Origin of the sequence: Leifsonia stereocauli, assembly GCF_038432415.1 — a bacterium.
Lineage (GTDB): Bacteria > Actinomycetota > Actinomycetes > Actinomycetales > Microbacteriaceae > Orlajensenia > Orlajensenia stereocauli.
Genome location: NZ_JBCAUN010000001.1, coordinates 946,638 through 972,388 on the forward strand (window position 1 = coordinate 946,638; position 25,751 = coordinate 972,388).

Below are 25,751 nucleotides of genomic sequence, written 5' to 3' on the forward strand. Positions count from 1 at the left end.
GCTTGCTGCGGTCAGTTCGACTTCGCCGTGATCCACACGGTCAGGGCGACGATGGCGCCGAGACCGAAGATCCAGATGAAGAGTCCCTCGGCGACGGGGCCGAGTGAACCGAGTTCGAAACCGCCGGGTGAGCGGTTGTCCTGCACGTACTGGAGGTAGGTGATGATGTCGCGCTTGTCTTCAGGCGAGATGTTCAGGTCGTTGAAGACAGGCATGTTCTGGGGGCCCGTGACCATGGCCTCGTAGATGTGAACACCCGTGACAGTGTCGAGGGCGGGTGCGAACTTGCCCTCGGTGAGAGCTCCACCGGCGCCGGCCACGTTGTGGCACATCGCGCAGTTGATGCGGAACAGCTCGGCACCGTTGGATGCGTCGCCGCCGCCGTTGGTGAGGTGGTCCTCGGGGATCGACGGGCCGGGGCCGAGCGAAGCCACGTAGTTGGCCAGCGCCTTGACCTGCTCGTCGGTGAACTGCACGGGCTTCTCTTCGGCCTGCGGTCCGTTCATCTGCATCGGCATGCGGCCGGTGCCGACCTGGAAGTCGACGGCCGCGGCTCCGACGCCGATGAGGCTCGGACCGCTGTTGGTTCCGGCTGCACCCATGCCGTGGCAGGTGGCGCAGTTGGCCTGGAAGAGCTTCTCGCCCTCCTCGATCGTCGACTGAGCGGCGATCTGCGTCTCAGCGGACGCCGTGCTGGTGTTCACCGCGGCGTAGGCGCCACCGGTGACGCCGAGGCCGATCGCGATCAGGGCGACAGTGGCGAGGGGATGCCGCCGACCTGTCTTGCGGCGGCTGGCGCCTGCGGATTTCTTGTTCTCTCGCATGGGGACGGTGTTCGCTCCTGATTCCTATTTGAGAACGTAGATGACCAGGAAGAGCCCGATCCAGACGACGTCGACGAAGTGCCAGTAGTAGGACACGACGATGGCGCTGGTGGCCTCCTTGTGTCCGAAGTTCTTGACCGCGAAGACGCGGCCGATGACGAGAAGGAAGGCGATGAGTCCACCGGTGACGTGCAGGGCGTGGAAGCCCGTCGTCAGGTAGAAGGCCGAGCCGTACGCGTCGGAGGACAGCGTGACCTGCTCGCTGACGAGGGTGGCGTACTCCCAGACCTGGCCGGCGACGAAGACGGCGCCGAAGGCGTAGGTGAGGAAGAACCACTCGACCATGCCCCACTGCGTGGGCTTCCAACCCGTACGCCTGGGCTGCATCCGCTCGGCAGCGAACACGCCGAACTGGCACCAGAAACTGGAGATGACCAGGATGATCGTGTTGATCGTCGCGAACGGGACGTTCAACTTCTCGGTCTGGGCAGCCCACAGATCGGGGCTGGTCGACCGCAGAGTGAAGTAGATCGCGAACAGGCCGGCGAAGAACATGACTTCGCTTCCGAGCCAGACGATCGTGCCGACCGCTACGGAGTTCGGCCGATTGATGGCTGGCGTGGTTGCCCGCGGAGTTAGAACTGTGCTCGTCACGCTTTCCATTATGGCCGAATCCGGAGGGGGTTTTGCCCATTCGGCGGGGTCAGTCGCCCGGATTTCAAGGTTAGGACAGCCTAAGAATGCCGGGGAAGTCCTGAGAATCCGTGGTGAAAGGCTGGGAGCCATAGGGTGGATTCCATGCTCGAATCCCAGACGTGGCCGAACGTTCTCGCCTCCCTGCTGCGCGGAGAGGACCTCAGCGTCTCCGATGCCTCCTGGTGCATGCAGGAGATCATGACCGGTGAGGCGACGGATGCCCAGATCGCCGGCTTCCTCGTCGCACTCGCGGCCAAGGGCGAGACCGTCGACGAGATCGTCGGATTCCGGGACGCGATCCTCGACAACGCCGTGTCGTTGCCCGTGCCCTCGATGGCACTCGACATCGTCGGAACCGGGGGAGACCGATTCGGTACGGTGAACGTCTCGACGATGTCGGCGATCATCGCTGCGGCATCCGGCGTTCCCGTGGTCAAGCACGGCAACAGGGCGGCGAGCAGCGCCTCGGGTTCGTCAGACGTCCTGGCCGCGCTCGGGCTCGACCTCACCCTCCCGGCGGATCGTGTGGCCGCCATCCTCGCCGAGACCGGCATCACCTTCGCCTTCGCGTCGGCCTTCCACCCGGGCTTCCGCCACGCCGGACCCGTACGCGCCGGCCTCGGCATCCCGACGGTCTTCAACTACCTCGGCCCGCTGTGCAATCCCGCGCGTGCTGAGGCGAACGCCGTCGGCGTCGCCAGCCTCGAGCGGGTGCCCCTGTTCGTCGGCGTGTACCAGACACGTGGTGCGACGGCCCTGGTGTTCCGGGGCGACGACGGCCTCGATGAACTGACCACGACAGGGCACAGCCACGTGTGGGAGGTGTCCCGCGGCCTCGTGACCGAGCACGACATCGACCCGCGTGACCTGGGGCTGCCCAGCGCGAAGATGGCGGACCTGGTGGGCGGGGATGCCGCGCACAACGCCGCCGTCGTGCGTTCACTGCTGGCGGGGGAGTCCGGCCCCGTGCGGGACATCGTCCTGCTCAACGCCGCTGCAGGCCTGGTCGCCTACGACCTCGCCAACAACGCGGCCCTCGTGCAGACCAGCATCCTGGAGCGATTCGCCGCGAAGATGGCGATCGCTGCCGAGACGATCGACAGCGGAGCCGCGGCCGCGAAGCTCGACGAATGGATCGAGGCGTCCCGTCGCGGTTGACGGAACGCCTCGATCTCCTCTCGCGTGAGGGCTAGCCCTGCTCGACGTCCTCGTCCACCCAGTCGAAGGTCTTCGTGACGGCCTTCTTCCAGAGTCGGATCTGACGGTCGCGCTCGGCAGCGTCCATCTTCGGCTCCCAGCGGCTGTCCTCCTGCCAGTTCTTGCGCAGGTCGTCGAGGTCGCTCCAGAATCCGACGGCGAGGCCGGCGGCGTACGCGGCGCCCAGAGCCGTCGTCTCGGCGACCACGGGACGCACCACGGGCACTCCCAGGATGTCGGCCTGGAACTGCATCAGGGTGTTGTTCGCGATCATGCCGCCGTCGACCTTGAGCTCCACCAGGTCGACCCCGGCATCGGCGTTGACAGCCTCGAGCACCTCGCGCGTCTGGAAGGCCGTGGCCTCGAGAGCGGCGCGGGCGATGTGGCCCTTGTTGACGTAGCGGGTGAGGCCCACGAGGGCTCCACGGGCATCCGAACGCCAGTACGGGGCGAACAGGCCGGAGAACGCCGGAACGAAGTAGGCGCCGCCGTTGTCGTCCACGGTCTTCGCGAGGTCCTCGATCTCGGGGGCACTCGAGATGATGCCGAGGTTGTCGCGCAGCCACTGCACGAGCGAGCCGGTCACGGCGATCGATCCCTCGAGCGCGTAGTGCGGCTTGTTGTCGCCGATCTGGTACCCGAGAGTCGTGAGCAGGCCGTTCTTGGAGTGCACGATCTCCTCACCGGTGTTGAAGATCAGGAAGTTGCCTGTTCCGTACGTGTTCTTCGATTCGCCGGTGTCGAAGGCGGCCTGACCGAATGTGGCCGCCTGCTGGTCGCCGAGGATTCCGGCGATGGGCGTCTCGCGCAGCAGGCTGTGCGAGTCGGCCTCACCGAACACACCGGACGAGGGCAGGATCTTCGGCAGCATCGACTTCGGGACGTCGAAGGCGGCGAGGATGTCCTCGTCCCATGCGAGTGTCTCCAGGTCCATGAAGAGGGTCCGGCTGGCGTTCGTGACGTCGGTCGCGTGAACTCCTCCGTCGGTACCACCCGTGAGGTTCCAGAGCACCCAGCAGTCCGTCGTTCCGAACAGCAGGTCCCCGGCCTCGGCCTTCTCGCGGGCTCCGTCGACGTTCTCGAGGATCCAGACGATCTTGGTGCCGGAGAAGTAGGTCGCGAGAGGGAGGCCGACCTTCTGCTTGAAGCGCTCGACGCCGCCGTCCTTGGCGAGCCTGTCGACGATCGCCTGCGTGCGCGTGTCCTGCCAGACGATGGCGTTGTAGACGGGCTCGCCGGTGTTCTTGTCCCAGACGACAGCAGTCTCGCGCTGGTTCGTGATGCCGATGGAGGCGATGTCGTGACGGGTCAGATTCGCCTTGCTGAGGGCCTGGCCGATGACCTCGCGAACGTTGTTCCAGATCTCCTTGGGGTCGTGCTCGACCCAGCCCGCCTTGGGGAAGATCTGTTCGTGCTCGAGCTGTCCGGTCGAGACGATGGATCCCGACTTGTCGAAGACGATGGCGCGGGAGCTCGTGGTTCCCTGATCGATGGCGATGACGTAGTCAGCCATGGTGTACCTCTTTCATTCTGATAGTGCTGGATTGACGTGCGAACCGCAGGCGCACGGTGGACGGCCCACGGGGGCCGACCACCGCACACGACACGTCAGGTGAGGATGGGGAGCAGGAACAACGCCGACCATCCGGCGAGCAGACCACCGATGACCGGTCCCACGACCGGAACCCACGAGTACGACCAGTCGCTGCCGCCCTTGCCCTTGATCGGCAGCAGGAAGTGGGCGATGCGCGGGCCCAGGTCACGTGCCGGGTTGATGGCGTAGCCTGTCGGGCCACCGAGCGATGCGCCGATCGCGATCACGAGGATCGCCACGGGGAGCGCACCGAGGGCGGCGAGGCCGCCCTCGCCCTGCCGGCCGCCGCCGAAGGCGATGACGACGAAGACGAGCACGAAGGTGCCGATGATCTCGGTGACGAGGTTCCAGGCATAGCTGCGGATCGCAGGACCCGTCGAGAACACGCCCAGCTTGTTGCCGGGGTCGGGCTCCTCGTCGAAGTGCTGCTTGTAGGCCAGCCAGACGATCACGGCACCGATGATGGCGCCGATGAACTCCGCGGCGATATAGGTGAGGACGGAGACAGGGTTGACAGGCACGCCTGATCCGAACTCGGTGGCACCATTGGCGACGAGGCCAAGGGTGACGGCGGGATTGAGGTGCGCGCCGGAGTTGTAGGCGACGATCACGCCGGAGAAGACCGCGAAGCCCCATCCGATGGTGACCATGAGGAAGCCGCCGTTGAAGCCCTTGTTCTTGATGAGGGCGACGTTTGCGACGACGCCGCAACCGAGGAGAACCAGCATCGCCGTTCCGACGACCTCCGAGAGAAATACGACACCGAGATTGTCCACTTGTGACCTTCCTTCGTTCGGCGCGCATCTTTGCGCGCTCGACCTCACCCTATTGCTGTACCTCGTCCGGGGGAATGATGCCCGCGCATTTGTTCATCAGACCCATACCGGTGCGGCCGTCGCCGGGCTAAGTTGAGCAGGGGATACCCGTGCGTCAACGTCGATGCGCACAAACGTGCAGTGCGGCAGGCGCCTCTCGGAAGGAATTTCGTGAAGAAGCTCATCAATGATCCGAAGAACGTCGTCAATGAGTCCCTCGCCGGATTCGCTGCAGCACACGGCGACCTCGTGCGCGCGGAGTACGACCCCAACTTCGTCGTCCGAGCCGACGCGCCCACAGCCGGCAAGGTCGCGATCATCAGCGGCGGTGGCAGCGGTCACGAACCGTTGCACGCCGGATTCGTCGGCTACGGGATGCTCGACGGAGCCGTACCCGGTGCCGTGTTCACGTCGCCGACTCCCGACCCGATCCTCGCAGCCACGAAGGCCGTCGACGGCGGTGCCGGGGTGCTGCACATCGTCAAGAACTACACAGGCGACGTGCTCAACTTCGAGACCGCCGCAGACCTCGCCGCCGCCGAGGGCATCGACGTACGAGCCGTGGTGACGAACGACGATGTCGCCGTCAAGGACTCGCTCTACACGGCCGGCCGACGCGGAGTCGCCGGCACCGTGCTCGTCGAGAAGATCGCGGGAGCTGCTGCACAGCGGGGAGACGACCTCGACGCCGTGACGGCCATCGCCGAGAAGGTCAACGCCCAGGTGCGTTCGATGGGCGTTGCCCTGAGTCCCTGCATCGTGCCGCACGCCGGTGAGCCCAGCTTCACGCTCGCTGAGGACGAGATCGAGATCGGCATCGGCATCCACGGCGAGCCGGGTCGCGAGCGGATCAAGCTCGAGCCGGCCGACGCGATCGTCGAGCGGATCCTCGGGCCGATCGTCGAGGACATCCCGTTCACGTCCGGCGACAAGGTGCTGCTGCTCGTCAACGGCATGGGCGGCACCCCGCTCGTGGAGCTGTTCATCGTCTACCGCCACGCTGCCGAGGTTCTGGCGGCGCAGGGTATCGAGGTGACACGATCGCTGGTGGGCAACTACACGACGGCGCTCGAGATGCAGGGTTTCTCGCTGTCGGTGCTGAAGCTCGATGACGAACTGACCGAACTATGGGATGCCCCCGTGCAGACAGCTGCGCTTCGCTGGGGTCGATAGGAGACACGCAATGGCGCTGGGCCTCAGCTGGACACTCGACTGGATCCGCCGCTCCGGCGCCGTCATAGCCGACAAGCGCGTCGAGCTCATCACGCTCGATCGCGCCATCGGCGATGGCGACCACGGGGAGAACATGGATCGCGGCTTCCAGGCCGTGGTGCCGAAGCTCGACGTGCTGGATGACGACGCGACGCCCGGGGATGCCCTCAAGCTCGTGGCCACGACGCTGATCTCCACCGTCGGGGGAGCGGCCGGCCCGTTGTTCGGCACTGCCTACCTGAAGGCGGCGATCGCCGTCGGCTCCGCTCCGGAGCTCGACGGCGCCGCCGTCGTCGCCCTGCTGACCGCGGCACGCGATGGCATCGTGCTCCGCGGGAAGGCGGAGGTCGGGGACAAGACGATGATCGACGCGTGGACACCGGCCGTCGATGCCGCCGTCGCCGCCGAGGCCGCCGGAGCGTCCGAGTCCGAGATCCTCGCTGCCGCGGCCGAGGCCGCAGCCGCAGGGGCCGTCGCCACGGAGCCACTGGTGGCGCACAAGGGTCGTGCGAGCTACCTCGGCGAACGGGCCATCGGACACCGGGACCCGGGCGCCCAGTCGACCGCGTACCTGCTTCAGGCCGCAGCCGACGCCGCCCAGGCGGCCTGACGTGGGGGAGACCGGCCCCCTCGTCGGGCTCGTGATCGCCTCGCACAGCGCGAAGATCGCGGAGGGGATCGTCGACCTGGCCGGGCAGATGGCACCGGACACCGTCATAGTGGCTGCGGGCGGAACCGATGATGGCCGCATCGGCACCAGCTTCGAACTCATCTCCGCTGCGATCGAGCAGGCCGACGCGGGCGCCGGTGCCGTGATCCTCTGCGACCTCGGCTCGGCGATCCTCACCGCTGAGACAGCACTCGACTTCCTCGACGATGCCGCGCGAAGCCGGGTCGGCATCGCGGATGCCCCCATCGTCGAGGGTGCTGTCGCCGCGGCGGTGGCCGCACAGACCGGGGGAGACCTGACGGCTGTGCTGGATGCCGCTGCGAGTGCGAACAGGGAAGCGGCATCCGGAGCATCGGACTCGCCTGCAGCATCGGATGCGGATCTCGCCGGGGGCGACTACACCCGAACTCTCGAACTGGTGAACAAGGACGGCCTCCACGCCAGGCCGGCCGCCGAGCTCGTCAAGCTCGCCGCGACCTTCGACAGCGCGATCACCGTCAACGGCACCAACGCGCGCAGCCTCCTCGGCATCATGTCACTCGGGCTCACCCAGGGCGCCACCGTCTCGATCTCCGCGCCGGACACGGCCGACGGTCGCTGGGCCGTCGACGGCGTGGCCGATCTCGTGGCATCGGGCTTCGGCGAGGCCTGAGAACCGCCGAATCCGCCCTGTCAGCAACCCCTCGGACGGGGGTACCATGTTCGCCATGGTCAAGGAAGACGCACAACGCAAGGAGAACGGCTACGCGCATTTCTTCGAGTGGGTCGACAGCAAGCTGTCACCGGCCTTCGGAGAGAGCGCACCGGTCGCATACGGGGATGCGGAGAGACCGGCGGCCCAGTCGGAGTGCCCGATGTGCGGTCACGTCATGGCTCAACATCAGATCGAGCGGTCGACACTCAACACCGTCGTCGAGTGCCCGACGGGGGAAAGGCTGCCCCTGAAACCCGACAACGAGCCGTTGGACGAGTTCGGGATGCCCGCGTCGGCCGAGCGCCGGGAGAAGGTCGCTCGCAGGCACTGAGCCGCTGAGCATCGGCTTCGACTCGATCGGACGAGTCAGTTGCCTCCCGCGACGCGGATGTTCGCTCCCGTGATGTACGACGCGTCGGGTCCGAGGAGAAAGGCGACCGCACCGGCGACCTCGTCGGGCTGGCCGGCTCGCCGCATGGGAATGCGCGGTGCGCGCTCGGCTGGCGCGTTCGGTCGCCCGGCGCTCGCGTGGATCTCGGTGTGCGTGGTGCCGGGGGAGACGGTGTTGATACGCACACCGAATGGTCCGAACTCCTTCGCCAGGCCCAGGGTCATCGCGTCGAGGGCGGCCTTGCTCATCGCATAGGGGATGTAGGTGTCGGGGGCGCCCGTCGTGGCGGCCCCGGAGGAGATGTTCACGATCGCACCACCGGCGCCGCCACGATTGACGGCCATGTGGGCGATGGCCTGCTGGGACATGATGAGCGGGGCCAGGTCGTTCACGGCGAAGACCTCTCGAGACTCCTCTGTGTCGAGCTCGAGGAACCCGCCGATGCGCCCGGTGATGCCGGCGTTGTTCACGAGGCCGGTGAAGGAGCCGAAGTGCTCGAGCACGGCGGGAATGACGGATGCCGCCTGCACGGCTTCGCCGAGATCGCAGGCGAGCACCAGCACGTCGGCGCCGGCAGCACGCAGGGATTCGGCGACGGCCTCGGCATCCGCGCCCCGTTCCCTGTAGGTGATCGCAAGGTCGTGGCCATCGGCGACCAGGCGCTCGGAGATGGCCCGGCCGATGCCGCGACCGCCGCCCGTGATGATGGTGACGGGGCGGCGGGTCTCGCTCTCGGTGCTCATTCCTCCACCCTATGACCGTCGCCGCACCCGGATCGGCGAGGTTAGGCTGGCCGGGATGAACACTCTGCTGGCCGTGCTGCTGCTCGTGAACGCCGTCTTCAACGTGGTCGTCTGGCCGGCGTTCCTGCGCAGGATCGCCGCCGATCCCCGGGCGCGCGACGCAGACGGACGGCGCACGAGGTTCTACACGGTGCACCTCGTGCTGATCACTGCCGCGCTACTGATCGCCGCCGTCTCGGCCGCTGCGGCGATCGCCGCCTTCGTGATCGGTTGAGCGTGCGCCGGTAGGGCGCGTCGGATGAGCTCAGAGACCCGCGCCGGAGTTCTTCGACGCGGCTGCGGTGAGCGCCGCGGCCAGCGCCGCGCTGTTCTGCGAGTCGCCCGCTGACGTGTCGTGGGCGGACGGCGGCAGGACGCGACGCCGCCGCTCACGGATCGCGCCGACAGCGCCGAGCGACACCACGGCAACGACCCCGATGACCAGGAACAGCACCAACTCCAAGACGACCCCCTCGTTGGTCGGATACTACAGATCGGACGCGGCGCAGCTCGCCCCGCGCTCGCCGTCGCCCGAGCAGCGCCGGACGTCGCAGCGCCGGAGCGCCTAGTCGAATTCAGCAGCTTCGATGATGAACTTCTTCTCGATCTCGACGAAGAACGCTGCCGCCAGGCGCTCGAACTGATCGATGGTGAGATGGATCTCCTCACCGAAGGCGATGCCCGTCACGCTCGTCTCGGGATCCAGCGCGAGCTCGGTGCTCGGCTGCAGCACGCCGCTGTGGTTGATCAGCGAATCGACGAGCATCTCGACCTCGTTGAGGGCGTTGCCATCGGTGCCCGTCACCAGACGGAGGCGATGCACGAAGGGGCGGTCGAGCGCCAGCAGCATGGCGGTGAAGAAGCCGGAGGAGAAGACCTCGAGCGCAGCGATTCCGGCCGGATCCGTCACGGTGCCCGCAAGCACCTCATAGGCTGCGAGTTGGCCGACGATCTCGGATCGGGCGTGCTCGAGTTCGTCCTGCGTGAAGTCCCTGCGGCCGAGCATGGCACTGCCTTTCGTCGCGTCGCGTCGGGTTGCGTCGTTGACACACCCTGTCGGGCCAGTGTGCCAGCAGGGCGCACTCGCCGTCACCTCCTGGCCGACAGGAACGAACCCGGACAACAACGCGAGGCCATTCGCGCGAGCGCGGATGGCAGGGCTGATACTGGACGGATGGCCCTGACCCTCGAGCGCACCCGATGGATCTTCGCGGGCCAGCTCGGTCCTGCCTTCGACGACGGCGGGCCCATGATGATCGTCGAGGCGAGGTCGGTGTTCGGCCGGCGTCCCATGCATCGCGCGAAGGCGCACCTGCTCCTCTCCGCGATGAGGCACCGCGCCGCCGAACTGGGCGATCGCGTGGAGTTCCATCAGGTCGAGCGGTACTCCGACGTCGTCTCCGGTCGCAGAGATCTCGAGGTCATAGCGCCGACCTCATGGGCGGCACGGCGGTTCGTCGCGCGTCATGACATCGCCGTGCTCCCGAGCCGCGGCTTCGTCACATCGGAGGCCGACTTCCATGCCTGGGCGGACTCTCGGGCCGGGAAGCGTCTCGTGCTGGAGGACTTCTACCGTCACGCGCGAGAGCGGACGGGCATCCTGATGCGCGGGGACGCCCCCGAGGGCGGACGGTGGAACTTCGATCACGACAATCGCAAGCCGCCGCCGAAGAACGCCCTGTCGCTGGGCCTTCCCGACCCGTGGTGGCCGACCGAGGACGAGATCGACGAGCAGGTGCGCCAGGATCTCGATCGCTGGCAGTCCGAGGGTGCGGTCCGGCTGCTGGGTGCCGATGGACCGCGTCGATTCGCCGTGACCGCTGCGGAAGCGGATGCGGCGCTCACCGACTTCATCGGCTCCAGGTTGAACGACTTCGGTCCGTTCGAGGATGCGATCCTCACCGACGACTGGACGATGGCGCACTCGCTGTTGAGCGCCCCGATGAACCTCGGATTGATCGACCCGTCGGACGTCGTTCGCACGGTGGCCGCGGAACACGCTGCCGGGCGCGCACCGCTGGCCAGCGTCGAGGGCTTCGTTCGACAGGTCATGGGCTGGCGGGACTACGTGTGGCACCTGTACTGGTACCTGGGCGAGGGGTACCGCACCGGCAACAATGCGCTCGACGCCCACAACCCGCTGCCCGAGGTGTTCTCGAACCTCGACGCAGACGCCATCGAGTCCACCTGTCTGCGCGAGACGATCGACGGGATGCGCCGTCACGGCTGGGCCCATCACATCCAGCGGTTGATGGTCCTCGGCAACTGGTCCATCCAGCACGGCTACGATCCCGTCGCCCTCAACGACTGGTTCGTGGACATGTTCGTCGACGGCACGCCCTGGGTGATGCCGGCCAACGTGATCGGCATGTCGCAGCACGCCGACGGCGGAGTCGTCGCGACGAAGCCGTACGTGTCCGGGGGAGCGTACATCTCGAAGATGTCGGACTACTGCGGCCGATGCGTCTTCGATCCGAAGGTACGGCTGGGGGAGAACGCCTGCCCGTTCACGGCCGGATACTGGACCTTCCTCGACAGGGTGGAGCCACGCATCCGCGGCAATGCACGGATGGCCCAACCTCTCGCAGGCCTCAGACGACTCGTCGATCGCGACGCCGTGGTGGACCAGGAACGTCGGCGCGAACGATGGTGACCGGCAGCCTCAACCCTGTCGGCGGCGGCGGATCCGAATCGGACCCTTCGCGGTGGACGGGTCTACCACCCGCCCGCCCTGCGTGATCTCGACCTCGCCTGCGGCCACCAGCCGGCGAGCGGCACGACGGACGGGCTCCATGAGGGCGCGCCATTCGGATTCATCGGAGGACACGGCGCGTGCGACATCCGACGGACAGATCGTCGCAGACGACGCGCGTGCGTCCAGCATCGACGTGATGCGTTCCTCGAGGTCGCGGTCGGCCGGACCGACCCGTCGTCGTCGGCACGCATCGCTGCAGTAACGGACGGCATCCCAGTTGCGCTCCCACTTCGCACGCCATTCGATGCGGCGACCGCACGAGGCGCACGTCTTGTCGGGGGGAGGCATGTTCCCAGTGTGGGCCCTTCCGCAGACGCATCCGTGGGTGCGGTCGCCGCTCGGGGCAGGCGAGCATCCGGTGGATCAGAGAGACGTCGAGAAGTTACTTGTCATAATGTGCATTATCGGACACATTCCGGAGGTGGTGCGCAGATCAACTCCCGGCTGGCGGAAACGACAAGAACTCAGCTGACGGCCTTCTTCACCAGCGCTGTGATCGCCTTCTCCGACGCTGCGGTCAGTGACGTGATGGCGAAGGACGTCGGCCACATGGTGCCGTCGTCCAGCCGGGCCGAATCGTTGAATCCGAGCGTCGTGTACCGCGTCTTGAATTTCGATGGATTCTGGAAGAAGCAGACGATCGCTCCGTCCTTCGCGTAGGCCGGTTGCCCGTACCAGAGTCTCGGGTCGAGCTCCGGCGCCGCGGCCGTCACGACGGCGTGGAGACGCTCCGCGACGACGCGTTCCTCGTCCGGCATCTCGGCGATCGCCTCCAGGACGGCCTTGGCGGCCTCCTCGCGGTTGGCCGAGGCCTTGAGCTCCTTGGCGCGCTCACGCATGGCCGCGCGCTCGTCGGCGGTGAAACCCGACTTCGTGCTTCGTGCGGACGACTTGGACACTTCAGCCATGACGACTCCTTTTCTGAACGTTTCCTGTGAGCGATGCTATTCGCCGGAGGAGACGAAGTCTTCTCCGAATCTGCTCGGTCGACGGCTCTCAGGCACCCACGTACGACGCGAGGTGCTCCCCCGTCAGCGTGGATGAGGCCGCGACCAATGCTGCGGGTGATCCCTCGAAGACCACGCGGCCGCCGTCGTGACCTGCGCCGGGACCGAGATCGATGATCCAGTCGGCGTGGGCCATGACGGCCTGGTGATGCTCGACGACGATGACCGACTTGCCGGAGTCGACGAGCCGGTCGAGCAGGCCGAGGAGGTGTTCGACATCAGCGAGGTGCAGACCGCTGGTGGGTTCGTCGAGCACGTAGATGTCGCCCTTCTCCGCCATGTGGGTGGCGAGCTTCAGACGCTGGCGCTCACCGCCCGAGAGGGTCGGGAGCGGCTGCCCGAGGCGCAGGTAACCCAGTCCGACGTCGACGAGACGCTCGAGGATCGCGTGCGCCGCCGGGGTACGCGCCTCCCCCGTGCCGAAGAACTCCTCGGCTTCGCTCACCGACATCGCCAGCACTTCACTGATGTCGCGACCGCCCAGGTGGTACTCGAGCACGGAGGCGTCGAACCGCTTGCCCCCGCAGACCTCGCAGGGCGTCGAGACCCCGGCCATGATGCCGAGATCGGTATAGATGACGCCGGCTCCGTTGCAGTTCGGGCAGGCTCCTTCGGAGTTGGCGCTGAACAGCGCCGGCTTCACTCCGTTGGCCTTCGCGAACGCCTTGCGGATCGGCTCGAGCAGCCCGGTGTAGGTGGCGGGATTGCTGCGACGCGACCCGCGGATGACCGTCTGGTCGATCGACACGACTCCGGCGCCCGCCGGGATGGACCCGTGGATCAGCGAGCTCTTCCCCGAGCCGGCCACTCCCGTGACCACGACGAGCACACCGAGCGGGATGTCGACATCGACGTCCTGCAGGTTGTGGGCTGTGGCACCGCGAATCTCGAGCGCGCCGCTGGGAGTACGCACGGAGGGCTTCACAGCCACCCTGTCGTCGAGGTGGCGTCCGGTGAGGGTGTCGCTGGCCCGCAGCTCGGCGATGGTGCCCTCGAACGTGATGGTGCCGCCGGCGGTTCCCGCCCGCGGACCGAGGTCGACGGCGTGGTCGGCGATGGCGATCATCTCGGGCTTGTGCTCGACGACGAGCACGGTGTTCCCCTTGTCGCGCAGGCGGAGCAGCAGCTCGTTCATGCGCTGGATGTCGTGGGGATGCAGCCCGATGGTCGGCTCGTCGAAGACGTAGGTGACATCGGTGAGCGCCGAGCCGAGGTGACGGATCAGCTTGACGCGCTGCGACTCCCCTCCGGAGAGGGTTCCCGATGATCGATCGAGCGAGAGATACCCCAGGCCGATCTCGACGAAGGAGTCGAGGGTCTGGCTCAGGGTCGTGAGCAACGGCGTGACCGAGGGCTCGTCGAGACCGCGGACCCACACGGCCAGGTCGCTGATCTGCATTGCGCAGGCATCCGCGATGCTGATGCCGCCGATCTTCGAGGAGCGTGCTCCGGCACTGAGGCGGGTACCGTCGCAGTCCGGACACGCCGTGAAGGTGACGGCCCTGTCGACGAAGGCCCTGATGTGCGGCTGCATCGCCTCCTTGTCCTTCGACAGCAGGGTCTTCTGGATCTTCGAGACCAGGCCCTCGTAGGTCATGTTGATGTTCTGGAACTTGACCTTGGTCGGCTCCTTGTACAGGAAGTCGTGCAGCTCGGACTCGGTGTAGTCGCGGATCGGCTTCGCCGGGTCGAGGAATCCGGACTCGCTGAAGATGCGCACCATCCATCCATCGACCGTGTAGCCGGGAATGGTGAGCGCGCCCTCGGCGAGCGACTTGGAGTCGTCGTAGAGCTCCGTGAGATCGATGTCGGTCACCGAACCCATGCCCTCGCAGCGAGGGCACATGCCACCGGTGAAGGAGAAGTCGTCGCTCATGGCCGCTCCGGATCCCTTGTCGATGGTGACCGAGCGGGAGCCCTGCACAGAGGCGATGTTGAAGGAGAACGCCTGCGGCGATCCGATGTGGGGCTGCCCGAGGCGGCTGAACAGGATGCGGAGCATCGCGTTGGCGTCGGTGACCGTGCCGACCGTCGAGCGCGGGTTGGCGCCGAGTCGCTCCTGGTCGACGAGGATCGCCGTGGTGAGCCCCTCGAGCACGTCGACCTCGGGTCTGGCCATCGTCGGCATGAAGCCCTGCACGAAGGTGCTGTAGGTCTCATTGATCATCCGCTGCGACTCTGCCGCGATCGTGCCGAACACCAAAGAGCTCTTGCCGGAACCCGAGACCCCCGTGAACACCGTCAGCCGGCGCTTCGGAATGTCGACGCTGATGTCCTTGAGGTTGTTCACACGGGCACCCTGCACCCGGATCCTGTCGTGGCCGTCGGCCGGATGCCGGTCTGTCGACGGTGCGTCGGTGGTCATGGTGTCTCCATCTGTCGGCGTGGGCGACGTCGCCGATCAGATTACCGGTGACGCACGACGCTCCCCTAGCGCACCGGTACCGGTAGGCCGGCATGATGTGCAGCCGAGCCCCGCGGCGTACCCCGACGAGGAGACGCCAGTACTGCCCCTCCCCCTGGACCATCGCGCCACATCAGGGTGATGAGAGCGCTCTCACGCCGCGGGGTTACGGTGAGCTCTCGGGCTGTACCCCGAATGGAAGCGAAGCCAATACCCGCACACCCCTCGACCGGGTGACATCCGTCCCCCTAGGATCGGTCTCGGCGGGGGCTGATTCGGGATCCCGCGATATCCGTCTCGTCCCTTCGGTCGGCGCGACGGCACTCACGTTACGAAGGAGTAACCGTGTCGGTTCGTTCTGTGCGTTCTGTGCGTTCTGTGATCGGAGGGGCCGCAGGCCTCGCCCTCATCCTCTCCGGGCTCGTCGCCGCGGGACCGGCCAGTGCTGCTGAGCCCGATCTCGCTCGCTTCGGCACGATCACGGCATCCGCAGCCCAGAACGACGGCGACGGGAACTTCCCGGCGGAGAACGCGATCGACGGCGACGCGACGACCCGCTGGGCCAGCGGCAACGGCCCTGACGACACCTCGGTGTTCACGGCATCGCTGACATCCGACCTGGGCGCCGTCGCCACCGTGACCGGGGTCTCGATCGCCTGGGAGGCAGCGTACGCGGCGTCCTACGAAGTGCTCACGGCGACGTCGGCCCCCGATGACGATGCAAGTTGGAGCGTCGTCGCGACCCAGCCCGCCAGCGCCGGCGGAACCGAGGGCATCGTCTTCGACGCTCCGGTGCAGGCCCGCTACGTTCGCCTCGCCATGCTCGAGCGGGTGGCGTTCACCTGGGACCCGGCCGGCCCGCATTACTACGGCTACTCCGTCTTCACCTTCGCCGTGAACGGCACCCTCGCCGTGCCGACCGTCGGCTTCCTCTCCCCCGCCGTGCGCATCGGAGCGGGTACCGACGCCGTCGCCACCGTGGGACTCAGCAACCCGTCGGCCGCAGACCAGACCGTGCGCGTCGTGAGCACCGACGGGACTGCTGTCGCGGGAACCGACTACACGGCCGTCGACCAGGTCGTCACCTTCCCCGCCGGCGAGACGAGCGCCACGGTGACGGTACCGACAGTGTCGCGCGGCGCCCTCGCCCCCATCGGCGCCTTCGAACTGGCGCTCTCCGAACCCAGCGCCGGCATAACCCTCGGCATCCGTTCGACGGCCACGGTCACACTCACCCCGACGGGCCAGCTCCCCAATGACGGCACCGTCTCCGTCATCCACGACTTCGAGGACGGCGTTCCGGCCGGCATCTTCACCTGGGCCAGCACGGATGCGGTCAAGCCGGTGCTGGCGACAGCTCCGGATGCCGCCGTGCCGGGCTCGGCGGCCGACAACGACGTGCTCACCGCCACGGTGGGCGCTGAGCCGACGGCATCCGACTGGTTCGGATTCTCCAACGACACGGCAGCCACCGACTGGTCGGCATCCGATGGCTTCAGCTTCTGGTTCCGCGGCGCCGGCGACGGCGGCACGCTCTCCTACGAGCTGAAGAGCGGGGGCAAGCTCTTCGATCAGAACGTCGTCGACGACACGGCGGGGTGGCGGGAGATCAGCGTGCTGTTCTCGAGCCTGCGGGTGAAGGGCAGCCCGGACGACCCTGCACGCTTCGATCCCGAGGGCTCCACGGGCTTCGCCGTCACCCTCACCGGCCTCGGCGCCGGCGAGTGGGCGTTCGACGACTTCGCCGTGTACGAGCGCGTCTTCACTCTCGAGGACTTCCAGGGCGACGTGCCCATCAGCACCTCGGCCGTACCCGTGGGCTTCTTCACCTGGGGCTCGCAGGAAGGCCTCTCCACTCTGGGCGTCGAAGCACGCGAACGTGGTGACGTGCCGGACAACAAGGTGCTCGCCGGCGACTACCTCATCCCGTCGGGCGGCTACGGCGGGTTCAGCGACAACCTCGCCGCGTCGCAGGACTGGAGCTCCTTCGAGGGCATCAGGTTCTGGTGGTACGCCTCCCAGCCCAGCAACCCCGCCTCCCCCACAGCCGGTGACGACATCAAGGTCGAGCTCAAGGACGGCGGCCCGGACGGCGAGCACTCGGAGCTGTGGGCGACGACCTTCAAGGACAACTGGGGCAGCTCGACCAGCCGATGGAAGCTCGTCGAACTGCCGTTCTCCAGCTTCTCGATCGGCGGCTACCAGCCTGGAAGCGCCGAGACCCAGAACGGCACCCTGGACCTGACGAGTGCTTGGGGCTTCGCCCCCACCTTCACGCCGGGCAAGCCCACGAGCACCCCGTGGGCCATCGACGACGTGCAGCTCTACGGCACCCCGGTCGCCGCGGCGACGGTCGGCGTCTCTGCCACCCAGGACGTCTACCTCGTCGACGCCGGCGACGCGGCCGACGTCGGCATCACCGTCACCACGACCTCGGGCGAGCCCCTGGCCGCCCCGGTCACAGTGCAGTACTCCAGCGGAGAGGGCTCGGCCGAGGCCGACACCGATTACGTGCCGTTCAGTGGGGAACTCACCTTCTCGGCCGGAAGCGAGTCCGGCAGCGTGCAGAGCATCGCCGTGCAGACCGTCGCCACCGACGAGGCCGACGAGGCCCGCAGCATCCCGATCACCCTCGAATCGTCCGATGCCAGCCTGCCGGATGCCGCCCCCCGCGTCGTCATCAACGCTCACGGCCTCCCCTACCTCGACGGGTCCCTGCCGGTCGACGAGCGCGTCGCCGACCTGCTCGGCCGTATGAGCCAGGCAGAGAAGGTCGGCCAGATGGCGCAGGCCGAACGTCTGGGCCTGAGCTCGCCGCAGCAGATCGCCGATCTCGGTCTGGGGTCGGTACTGTCGGGTGGAGGCTCCACTCCGCAGGCGAACACTCCCGAGGCGTGGGCCGACATGATCGACGGCTACCAGCGCCAGGCGCTCTCGACGCCGTTGCAGATCCCGTTGGTCTACGGAGCCGACGCCGTCCACGGCCACAGCAATGTGCTCGACGCCACGATCTTCCCCCACAACACCGGGCTGGGAGCAACCCGTGATCCGGCACTGGTGCAGCAGATCGCCGAGGCCACGGCGAGCGAGACGAAGGCCACAGGCGTCAATTGGGCCTTCGCCCCGTGCCTCTGCGTCACGCGCGACGAACGGTGGGGACGCAGCTACGAGTCCTTCAGCGAGGATCCGGCGCTCGTGCGTTCCTTCGCCGAGGCCAACATCGTGGGACTGCAGGGCGACGATCCGAGCGACCTCAGCGGCCCCGACAAGGTTCTGGCCACGGCCAAGCACTGGGCGGGAGACGGCGGGACGCTCTACGACGCCTCGAAGGCCGGCACGGGATACCCGATCGACCAGGGCCTCACCGTCGCCGACTCCCTCGAGGACTTCGAGACTCTGCACGTCGATCCCTACATCCCGGCCATCGATGCCGGAGTCGGCACCATCATGCCGTCCTACTCCGGCGTCGATCTCGGAGACGGCGACGTGCGCATGCACGAGAACACGCTGTTGAACACCGACGTGCTGAAGGGCGATCTCGGCTTCGACGGGTTCCTCATCAGCGACTGGGAGGGCATCGACAAGCTCCCGGGAGGCACCTACGCCGGGAAGGTCGCGCGTTCGGTGAACTCCGGACTCGACATGGCCATGGCGCCGTACAACTTCGGCGCCTTCATCACCAGCGTGACCGACGGCGTCGCCGCCGGCACGATCGCGCAGAGCCGGGTCGATGATGCCGTCACACGCATCCTCCAGCAGAAGTTCGCGCTGGGCCTGTTCGAGGACGCCATCACCGATCGCAGCGAGCAGGATGCCTTCGGTGGAGCCGAGCACCGCGCCATCGCCCGGACGGCCGTCGCCCGGAGCCAGGTGCTGTTGAAGAATGACGGAGTCCTCCCGCTGGCGGCATCCGACTCGCTCTACATCGCCGGATCCAACGCCGACGACCTCGGCCACCAGATGGGAGGCTGGACGATCTCGTGGCAGGGCGCATCCGGAGACATCACCACCGGAACCAGCATCCTCGAGGGCATCCGGCAGGTCGACGCCGACGCCACCTTCAGCAAGGACGCCTCGGCTCCGATGGACGGAGCCGACACCGGCATCGTGGTCGTCGGCGAGGCACCGTACGCGGAGGGACAGGGCGACGTCGGCAACAACGGCAAGAGCCTCTCGCTCTCCGCAGCCGACACCACGGCGATCGACCGGGTCTGCGCGGCCATGGACTGCGTGGTGCTGGTCGTCGCAGGACGCACTCAACTGGTTGCGGACCGACTGCCCGAGATCGACGGTCTCGTCGCATCGTTCCTGCCGGGATCCGAGGGTGCCGGCGTCGCCGACGTGCTGTTCGGCACCGAGCCGTTCACCGGCCGCCTTCCCGTGACCTGGCCTGCGACAGCCGAGCAGGTTCCGATCAACGTGGGCGACGCGACGTATGAACCGCTGTTCGCCTACGGCTGGGGCGTGCGCACCGATGCACCCCGCGACAGGCTGGCCGAGCTCGCGGGCTCCCTCGAGGCCGGCCCCGTCAAGACGGCGGTCGACGGCATCATCGCCGCTCCGATCTGGACGGTGGACGGTGCCGTCAGCGACCCCCAGGCCGCGATCGACCTGGTGGCGGATGCCGTCGCCCTGGTTCCGGGAACCGAGACGAGCGACCTCGCCATCGCCGACACCCTCGCCTCGGTGGTGCGCGACCTCGCGCAGGCTGCTGTCGTCGATGGGACGGCAGTTGACGGCTCATCGGCCATCACGGCCGACGCCGAGCACGCGCTGATCACAGGCGATCCCGTGCGTGCAGTCGAGCTGCTCGCCTCGGTGCTCGGCCTCACGCCGACTCCGCCTCAGGTCGTGCTCGACGACTTCGATCGCGCCGACGGCAGGGTCGGAGCGAACTGGAGCGGAGCCACGAGCACCCTGCTGTACAGGGTGAAGAACCACGCCCTCGACCTGCAGCTCGGCGGACCGTTGATCTGGAAGGAGGCGTTCGGCGCCAGTCAGGAGGCATCGGTCACCATGACGAAGGTCGACCCGGCCAACCGCGCGCAGGGACTGGTGCTCAAGGCGCAGCCCGGCAAGACGCTCACGACGGGGGTCATCGTCGCCTACGACGCCAGGGCGAAGGTAGTGAGGATCACGACCCAGCGCGGCTTCCTGGTCGGAACCAGCTACCCCGCCATCCCGGCGAACTTCTCCGACGGCGCCGTGCTCACCGCGCGGGTGCTGGCTGACGGCTCGGTCGAGGTGCTGCGTGATGGCGACACGATCGGCTCCACGAAGCTGGGCGCAGCCGATCGCGGCTACTTCAATGCCCAAGGCGGCCACGTCGGCATCTGGTCGCTCGCGGCCACCCGTGCCGTGTTCGACGACTTCAGCGGCGGCACCATCGGCTGACCGGAGTCCGTGGTCGGCCGCCCACTCGGGTGGCCGACCGCGCCGGTTGGCGACACCGGCCGTCTCATTCCTGTGAATCCGCCGAATGTGCGCCACAATCGGATCAACGGTTTCACTGAAGGAGTGTCATGTCCGATATCACCGCATTGGGTTTCCAGATCGATCCCAAGAGCCTCAGCAAGTCCGAAGTCAACGGCATCAGGGTCGCCCTCGGCATCAGCGCCGTCGTCGCCCTCGTGTTGGGAATCCTCGTCCTGGTCTGGCCCGACAAGACCGCCGGCCTCCTGGCGATTCTCTTCGGCCTGTACTTCCTCATCATCGGAATCGTGCGCCTGGCCAAGGGCATCTTCTCGAGGGGCATCTCGGGAGGCTCGCGCGTCCTCAGCATCCTTCTCGGCCTGCTGCTCGTGATCGCCGGCATCTTCGCCCTGCGCAACCTCGAGTCGACCGTGGCGCTGCTCGGCATCATCATCGGTATCGCCTGGATCATCGAGGGCGTGGCGGCCCTGGTCGAGTCGGCGTCGGACGGCTCGCGCTGGCCAGGCATCGTCTTCGGCGTCATCAGCATCATCGCCGGTGTCGTGGTGCTGTTCCTGCCTACGGCGACCGTCGGCGTGCTGCTGATAATCGGCGGAATCTTCCTCGTGATCGCCGGACTCGTGCAGCTGGTGCAGGCCTTCACGTTCGGGCGGGACACCGCAACCGCCTAGCCGCTCATCAGCGACAGAGGGGCCGACCACGAGGTGGTCGGCCCCTCTGTCATGTCAATCGACGTTCTGTCATGTCGATCGACGTCAGCTCGGGCGCGGCTGAGTGTCTGCATCGACCAGAACGTGATCGGGCTCGGCAGGGGGAGCATCCGCGTGCGCGATCGTCGCCCGCGGCGCCTCATCTTCCGATGGCTTCGAGGTCGGCGGCCCGACGTCGGTGCCGGAATCACGGCGGCCCGCGCGACGGCGTCGAACGCTGAGAACGCTCAGCCAGATCGTGGCCGCGGCGAGCAGTGCGAGGACCGCCCCCGCCGCGATGACCATCCACCACTCTGCGGCGATCGGCGCGACGAGGCGCTCTGTGAGCGTGGCGCTCGCAGAGACGAACGTCGACGTCGACGGACCGTCGATCGTGAGTCCGCCCGTGAGGGACGGATGCGGCACGAAGGTGCTCGTGACGTCGAATCGGGTGCCGTGGGCCAGCTCCGCATCCACGGGAACGACGATGGCGGAGGTCGAACCCTGCACCTGAGCCGCCTCCCTGCTGAACACGATCTCGGCGTCGGGGTCGGTGACCGTGAACGACCAGGTACCGGCCGGTGCACCATGGAAGGCCTCGACCGCCGGTCCCGAGAGGACGGCGGTGATGACGGGCTGCTCGGCGACCGACGCATCCATGACGGCCGATACGGTCGCGGTCAGCGTCAGAGGCGTGACGGTGAGGACGACGGTCTGAGCGGTCTGGCTCGAGACGAGACCGGATCCGCCCAGCGGATTGAAGATGGCCCGAACGGTGTGATCTCCGGCCCCCAGCAATGGCTGAGAGCTCGGCTGGGAGAAGAAGACCGCTCCCCCGGACTGGATGGGAAGCCCGTGCGCATAGACGCCCGGGATTCCGTCGATGTAGACGTCCACCGTGCCTTCACCTGGTTGCACTGGACCGGAGGGTGCGTCTCGTGCGACGACGAGGTCGAGCACCCAGTCGGTGTCGAACGCGGCCGTCACGGGTTCCGCACTGACGAACGCGATCGAGGTGTTCGTCGCGGCCGATGCGGCGAGTGGTGCAGCGACGAACGACAGGACCAGCGTGAAGGCCGCCACGGCGGCAGCACCGGCGAGGGTTCTATACGACATCGAGAGTCTCCTTCGCGGCGATGCTCACCGACGGGCGTCGGCGCGTGCGCAACCTGGCGGCGAGCACTATGAGGGCGATGAGGAGTCCGAGTCCGACGAGACCGGCGCCGATGAGTGACCAGAGCGGGAGGGTCAGTCCGCTGGACGGGACACCCGAGTCCACCGGTGCCGCTGCGGCCGTGGACGTCGGGATCGGGCGCTGGGACTCACTCGCGGTGAACGGGAATGCCGTGGGAGCTGCGATCTCGAAATTGCCGGCCGACGCCGCTGTCGGAGTGAAGACCGCGTCAGCCGTGTACTCGACGCCGGCGACGGCATCCGTCCAATAGGTGCTCACCGACGGTTGGATGCCCGGCTCCTGGTCGATCGAACGGTCGAGGACGACGGTTCCGTCCGCCGCGGTCATGGTCAGATGCCACGTTCCCGCGGGAAGGGTCGCTATGTTCACTCCAGCGTCCCAGCCGTTCAACTTCGAGACGAAGTCGCCGGCCAGGCTCCCGGTGATCACGACATTCTCTGGGTTGCTCGGGTCGGGCACTGCCCGAACCTCCGTGTTCAGCACTGCCGGGGTGATCGAGAGGCGGGCCGGCTCGCTGCTGCCGGCTGCCCGCTGGCCGTAGCGAGGGATGTCGACAGACATGGTCACGTCGTAGTCGCCGACGTCCAACGGTGGACGCTCGTCGCTCGGGTGGGCATAGCTGGTTGCCGAGTTGTGCGAGGTGTCCTCCGTCACGGGATAGATCAGGGCCGTGTCGTACGGATCCTCCTGCCCCGACACCGAGACCTGCGCCTCGACGGCCCCCACCTCGAAGAACACTCCAGTCGAGGTGGCGTTCACCACGCTCATGTTCGCCGTGAAGTTCCAGAACTCGCCGTACTCGACTGCCGTCTCGACAGGGTCGAGCACGATCTGGACCAGTTCGTCAGCGCTGGCCGGTGAGGCACCGACCAGCGAGATCGCCGCTCCGATACCGAGAGATGACGCGATGGCCAACGCTCGATATATCCCCCGATTGGAATACATTTGTGCCCTTCTTCCGTTCATGCCTGTGGTGCGATATTGGCAGAACGAACGGGCCTACGGCAGAAGGATTCATCACGACTTCGTATCGAGATGTCCGTGTCGCACGCGTGGGTTCATGAAGTCCGAGAACTCATGCCTCCGGTGCGAAGTCGCTGGTGTCCCCGACGTAGCGGGTGTTGTCGGCTGCAATCGGCTCGACGGCGGCGGCAGCGACCTCTGCCGCGAACTCTCCCACGTTGTAGAGCTTGCCCGCAGACTCCTTGCGTGACGAGATCGCGCCGGGGTTGGCACGCTCGAGCAGTGTCGCCGTGATGGTGCCCTCGATCATGTCACCGGACACCACGACGAAGTCGATCCCGGCTGCCGCGAGCTCGGGAATGCGCGCGCGGAGTGCATCCTCGCCTGCGCGCTTGCTGAGCGCCACCGGCACGTACTCCGGCATCGTCTCGGTCGTACGGATGAAGTGCGCCTGGTGGCTCGTGACGAAGACGACGCGGCTGCCTGCTCCGAGGTGCGGGAGGGCAGCGTCGAGAACACCGATCTGGGCGTCGCGGTTGAGGATCATGGCGTAGTCGGCGGCCATGCCGGACTCCATGCCTCCCGATGCGTTGAGCACGAGGATGTCGATGGCACCGAACTCGGCCGCGACCTGATCCATCAGGCCGTCGACGGAGGCCCGGTCGGTGAGGTCGGCTCCCACGGTGATGGCGCGGCCACCCGCCGCACGGATCTCGTCGGCGAGCTTGACAGCCCGTGCCTCCTTGTTGCGGAAGTTGATGACGACGTTCGCGCCGGCGGCGGCGAACAGACGGACGGTGTCTGCGCCGATGCCGCGCGACGAGCCCGTCACGACGGCGGTCCTGCCGGCAAGAGATCCGGGGGCGATGGGGTTGGTCACTGGTGACTCCTTGCGGTCGAGGCGGTACGGCGGATGCCGCGAAACAGCGACAACATCCCCGGATGAGACTACCAATCAACGGCATTCGCCCAGCCCCAGCTGATAGCGTCGAACGGACGACGCAAAGGGGGCGCACATGGACGACGGGGTCTTCGCATACGCATGGATCGTGTGGCTGGCGCTCATCCTGATCTTCGGAACGATCGAGACGTTGACGCTCGAACTCACCTTCCTCATGATCGCGATCGGCAGTCTCGGCGGCCTCGCAGCCAGCCTCATCGGCGTGCCGTGGTGGGGCCAGATCATCGTCGCCGCCATAGTCTCGGTCGCCCTTCTCGCCTTCATCAGGCCTCCGCTCCTGCGCGCCCTGAAGAAGGGCGGTGATCCGGCACGCAGCAACGTCGACGCCCTCATCGGCATGGGCGCCACCATCGTGGCCTCCATCGGAGTCGGCGCCGGACCCGGTCAGGCCAAACTCGCCAACGGCGAGACCTGGACCATCCGTCTCTCCCCTGTGACCGAGCAGCGCATCGTCGCGGCAGGCGAGCAGGTCATCGTCACCGCGATCGACGGCGCGACCGCCGTCGTCGTCCCGGTTGAAAGGACGCACGAATGACAGACACCCTGACAGGCCAGATCGTGCTGGCCGTCATCATCCTCGTCATCATCATCTTCGTGCTGGTGGTGATCTTCCGCTCCATCCGCATCATCCCGCAGGCCTACGCCGGCGTGGTCGAGCGCCTCGGCCGGTACCACAAGACCTTCATGCCGGGGTTGAACCTTCTAGTTCCCTTCGTCGACAAGGTCCGCCGCCTCGTCGACCTGCGCGAACAGGTCGTCTCGTTCCCGCCGCAGCCCGTCATCACGGAGGACAACCTCGTCGTCTCGATCGACACCGTCGTCTACTTCCAGGTGACGGATGCCCGTGCCGCGACGTATGAGATCGCGAACTACCTGGGCGCCGTCGAGCAGCTCACCACGACCACCCTGCGCAACGTGGTCGGTGGCCTCAACCTCGAGGAGGCCCTCACCAGCCGCGACAACATCAACGGCCAGCTGCGCATCGTGCTCGACGAGGCGACGGGCAAGTGGGGCATCCGCGTCAACCGTGTCGAGCTCAAGGCGATCGACCCGCCCCACTCCATCCAGGACTCGATGGAGAAGCAGATGCGTGCCGAGCGTGACCGCCGCGCACTCATCCTCACCGCAGAGGGCACGAAGCAGTCCGCGATCCTCACGGCGGAGGGCGCTCGCCAGGCCGAGATCCTTCGGGCCGAGGGTGACGCCAAGGCCGCCGTGCTCCGCGCCCAGGGTGAGGCCGAGGCCATCCGCACCGTCTTCACGGCCATCCACGAGGGCGACCCCGATCCGAAGCTGCTGGCCTACCAGTACCTGCAGACCCTGCCGCAGATCGCGCAGGGAGAGGCGAGCAAGCTCTGGATCATCCCGAGCGAGTTCACCGAGGCGCTCAAGGGCTTCAGCTCCGCGTTCACCCCGGGAAAGGGCGGGATCACTCCCCCGGCCGATCCGCCGGTCTCGTCCTGATCCAC

The 25,751-nt window shown here is 67.2% G+C and carries 24 protein-coding genes; 11 read left to right on the forward strand and 13 right to left on the reverse strand.

Features of this window, described 5'->3' with window-relative positions:
* Positions 1-11: 11 nt before the first annotated feature.
* Positions 12-824, reverse strand: a complete 813-nt coding sequence (gene qcrC / locus AADV74_RS04635; protein ID WP_342112286.1) for a cytochrome bc1 complex diheme cytochrome c subunit — start codon at positions 822-824, stop codon at positions 12-14.
* Positions 825-848: 24 nt separating this feature from the next.
* On the reverse strand, positions 849-1,487 hold the full coding sequence (ctaE, locus tag AADV74_RS04640; RefSeq protein ID WP_342112289.1) for an aa3-type cytochrome oxidase subunit III: 639 nt from the start codon (positions 1,485-1,487) through the stop codon (positions 849-851).
* 135 nt (positions 1,488-1,622) lie between these two features.
* Between ctaE and trpD the strand changes: the two genes are divergently transcribed.
* A complete protein-coding gene (gene trpD / locus AADV74_RS04645) occupies positions 1,623-2,678 on the forward strand; it encodes an anthranilate phosphoribosyltransferase (protein WP_342112291.1) in 1,056 nt (351 codons plus the stop codon).
* 31 nt (positions 2,679-2,709) lie between these two features.
* On the opposite strand, the gene glpK is transcribed toward trpD, so the two are convergent.
* Positions 2,710-4,230, reverse strand: a complete 1,521-nt coding sequence (glpK, locus tag AADV74_RS04650) for a glycerol kinase GlpK (protein ID WP_342112293.1) — start codon at positions 4,228-4,230, stop codon at positions 2,710-2,712.
* Positions 4,231-4,325: 95 nt separating this feature from the next.
* Entirely contained in the window at positions 4,326-5,087 is a 762-nt protein-coding gene (locus AADV74_RS04655; protein ID WP_342112295.1) for an MIP/aquaporin family protein, read from the reverse strand.
* A gap of 210 nt (positions 5,088-5,297) precedes the next feature.
* Here AADV74_RS04655 and dhaK point away from each other — a divergent pair, with 210 nt between their 5' ends.
* Genes dhaK through AADV74_RS04675 form a run of 4 tightly spaced genes read left to right on the forward strand, consistent with a single transcriptional unit; the run spans position 5,298 to position 8,033 of the window.
* Positions 5,298-6,299: a dihydroxyacetone kinase subunit DhaK gene (gene dhaK, locus AADV74_RS04660; protein ID WP_342112297.1), complete on the forward strand. Its 1,002-nt coding sequence runs from the start codon at positions 5,298-5,300 to the stop codon at positions 6,297-6,299.
* A 10-nt stretch (positions 6,300-6,309) separates the two neighbouring features.
* On the forward strand, positions 6,310-6,948 hold the full coding sequence (dhaL, locus tag AADV74_RS04665) for a dihydroxyacetone kinase subunit DhaL (protein WP_342112299.1): 639 nt from the start codon (positions 6,310-6,312) through the stop codon (positions 6,946-6,948).
* A gap of 1 nt (position 6,949) precedes the next feature.
* The gene (gene dhaM, locus AADV74_RS04670) at positions 6,950-7,660 is read left to right on the forward strand and encodes a dihydroxyacetone kinase phosphoryl donor subunit DhaM (RefSeq protein WP_342112301.1); all 711 of its coding nucleotides are present in this window, start codon (positions 6,950-6,952) and stop codon (positions 7,658-7,660) included.
* 55 nt (positions 7,661-7,715) lie between these two features.
* A complete protein-coding gene (locus AADV74_RS04675) occupies positions 7,716-8,033 on the forward strand; it encodes a hypothetical protein (RefSeq protein WP_342112304.1) in 318 nt (105 codons plus the stop codon).
* Between the two features lie 35 nt (positions 8,034-8,068).
* Here AADV74_RS04675 and AADV74_RS04680 read toward each other — a convergent pair whose 3' ends face one another.
* Complete coding sequence (locus AADV74_RS04680) at positions 8,069-8,836, reverse strand: SDR family NAD(P)-dependent oxidoreductase (protein WP_342112306.1); 768 nt, start codon at positions 8,834-8,836, stop codon at positions 8,069-8,071.
* Positions 8,837-8,891: 55 nt separating this feature from the next.
* Here AADV74_RS04680 and AADV74_RS04685 point away from each other — a divergent pair, with 55 nt between their 5' ends.
* Positions 8,892-9,110, forward strand: coding sequence for an SCO4848 family membrane protein (locus tag AADV74_RS04685; protein ID WP_342112308.1), 219 nt, complete (start codon positions 8,892-8,894; stop codon positions 9,108-9,110).
* A 30-nt stretch (positions 9,111-9,140) separates the two neighbouring features.
* Here the strand turns inward: AADV74_RS04685 and AADV74_RS04690 are convergent, their stop codons facing one another.
* Together AADV74_RS04690 and AADV74_RS04695 are read right to left on the reverse strand one after the other, a co-directional pair.
* Entirely contained in the window at positions 9,141-9,338 is a 198-nt protein-coding gene (locus AADV74_RS04690; RefSeq protein WP_342112311.1) for a hypothetical protein, read from the reverse strand.
* Between the two features lie 102 nt (positions 9,339-9,440).
* On the reverse strand, positions 9,441-9,881 hold the full coding sequence (locus AADV74_RS04695) for a hypothetical protein (protein ID WP_342112312.1): 441 nt from the start codon (positions 9,879-9,881) through the stop codon (positions 9,441-9,443).
* 168 nt (positions 9,882-10,049) lie between these two features.
* Between AADV74_RS04695 and AADV74_RS04700 the strand changes: the two genes are divergently transcribed.
* A complete protein-coding gene (locus tag AADV74_RS04700) occupies positions 10,050-11,528 on the forward strand; it encodes a cryptochrome/photolyase family protein (protein WP_342112314.1) in 1,479 nt (492 codons plus the stop codon).
* 9 nt (positions 11,529-11,537) lie between these two features.
* Here AADV74_RS04700 and AADV74_RS04705 read toward each other — a convergent pair whose 3' ends face one another.
* The 3 genes from AADV74_RS04705 to AADV74_RS04715 all read right to left on the reverse strand — a co-directional run bounded on the left by AADV74_RS04705 (position 11,538) and on the right by AADV74_RS04715 (position 15,002).
* Positions 11,538-11,918 (reverse strand): DUF3253 domain-containing protein, encoded by a 381-nt coding sequence (locus tag AADV74_RS04705; RefSeq protein ID WP_342112316.1) that lies wholly within the window; start codon positions 11,916-11,918, stop codon positions 11,538-11,540.
* A gap of 176 nt (positions 11,919-12,094) precedes the next feature.
* Complete coding sequence (locus tag AADV74_RS04710; protein ID WP_342112317.1) at positions 12,095-12,538, reverse strand: iron chaperone; 444 nt, start codon at positions 12,536-12,538, stop codon at positions 12,095-12,097.
* A gap of 88 nt (positions 12,539-12,626) precedes the next feature.
* Entirely contained in the window at positions 12,627-15,002 is a 2,376-nt protein-coding gene (locus AADV74_RS04715; RefSeq protein ID WP_342112319.1) for an ATP-binding cassette domain-containing protein, read from the reverse strand.
* 384 nt (positions 15,003-15,386) lie between these two features.
* Between AADV74_RS04715 and AADV74_RS04720 the strand changes: the two genes are divergently transcribed.
* Both AADV74_RS04720 and AADV74_RS04725 read left to right on the forward strand, forming a co-directional pair.
* Positions 15,387-20,435 carry a glycoside hydrolase family 3 N-terminal domain-containing protein gene (locus tag AADV74_RS04720; RefSeq protein ID WP_342112321.1) on the forward strand — a complete coding sequence of 1,683 codons (5,049 nt, stop codon included), beginning with the start codon at positions 15,387-15,389 and terminating at the stop codon, positions 20,433-20,435.
* 128 nt (positions 20,436-20,563) lie between these two features.
* Positions 20,564-21,145, forward strand: a complete 582-nt coding sequence (locus tag AADV74_RS04725) for an HdeD family acid-resistance protein (protein WP_342112323.1) — start codon at positions 20,564-20,566, stop codon at positions 21,143-21,145.
* An 84-nt stretch (positions 21,146-21,229) separates the two neighbouring features.
* On the opposite strand, the gene AADV74_RS04730 is transcribed toward AADV74_RS04725, so the two are convergent.
* From AADV74_RS04730 to AADV74_RS04740, 3 genes are all read right to left on the reverse strand, one after another.
* Entirely contained in the window at positions 21,230-22,279 is a 1,050-nt protein-coding gene (locus AADV74_RS04730; protein WP_342112325.1) for a hypothetical protein, read from the reverse strand.
* A complete protein-coding gene (locus AADV74_RS04735) occupies positions 22,269-23,303 on the reverse strand; it encodes a hypothetical protein (RefSeq protein WP_342112327.1) in 1,035 nt (344 codons plus the stop codon). Before AADV74_RS04735 ends, AADV74_RS04730 begins: the two co-directional genes overlap by 11 nt.
* Before the next feature lie 130 nt (positions 23,304-23,433).
* Entirely contained in the window at positions 23,434-24,201 is a 768-nt protein-coding gene (locus AADV74_RS04740) for an SDR family oxidoreductase (protein ID WP_342112329.1), read from the reverse strand.
* A 136-nt stretch (positions 24,202-24,337) separates the two neighbouring features.
* Between AADV74_RS04740 and AADV74_RS04745 the strand changes: the two genes are divergently transcribed.
* A complete protein-coding gene (locus tag AADV74_RS04745) occupies positions 24,338-24,817 on the forward strand; it encodes an NfeD family protein (protein WP_342112331.1) in 480 nt (159 codons plus the stop codon).
* The gene (locus AADV74_RS04750) at positions 24,814-25,746 is read left to right on the forward strand and encodes an SPFH domain-containing protein (RefSeq protein ID WP_342112333.1); all 933 of its coding nucleotides are present in this window, start codon (positions 24,814-24,816) and stop codon (positions 25,744-25,746) included. The genes AADV74_RS04745 and AADV74_RS04750 overlap by 4 nt, the downstream gene beginning before the upstream one ends.
* Positions 25,747-25,751: the final 5 nt, after the last annotated feature.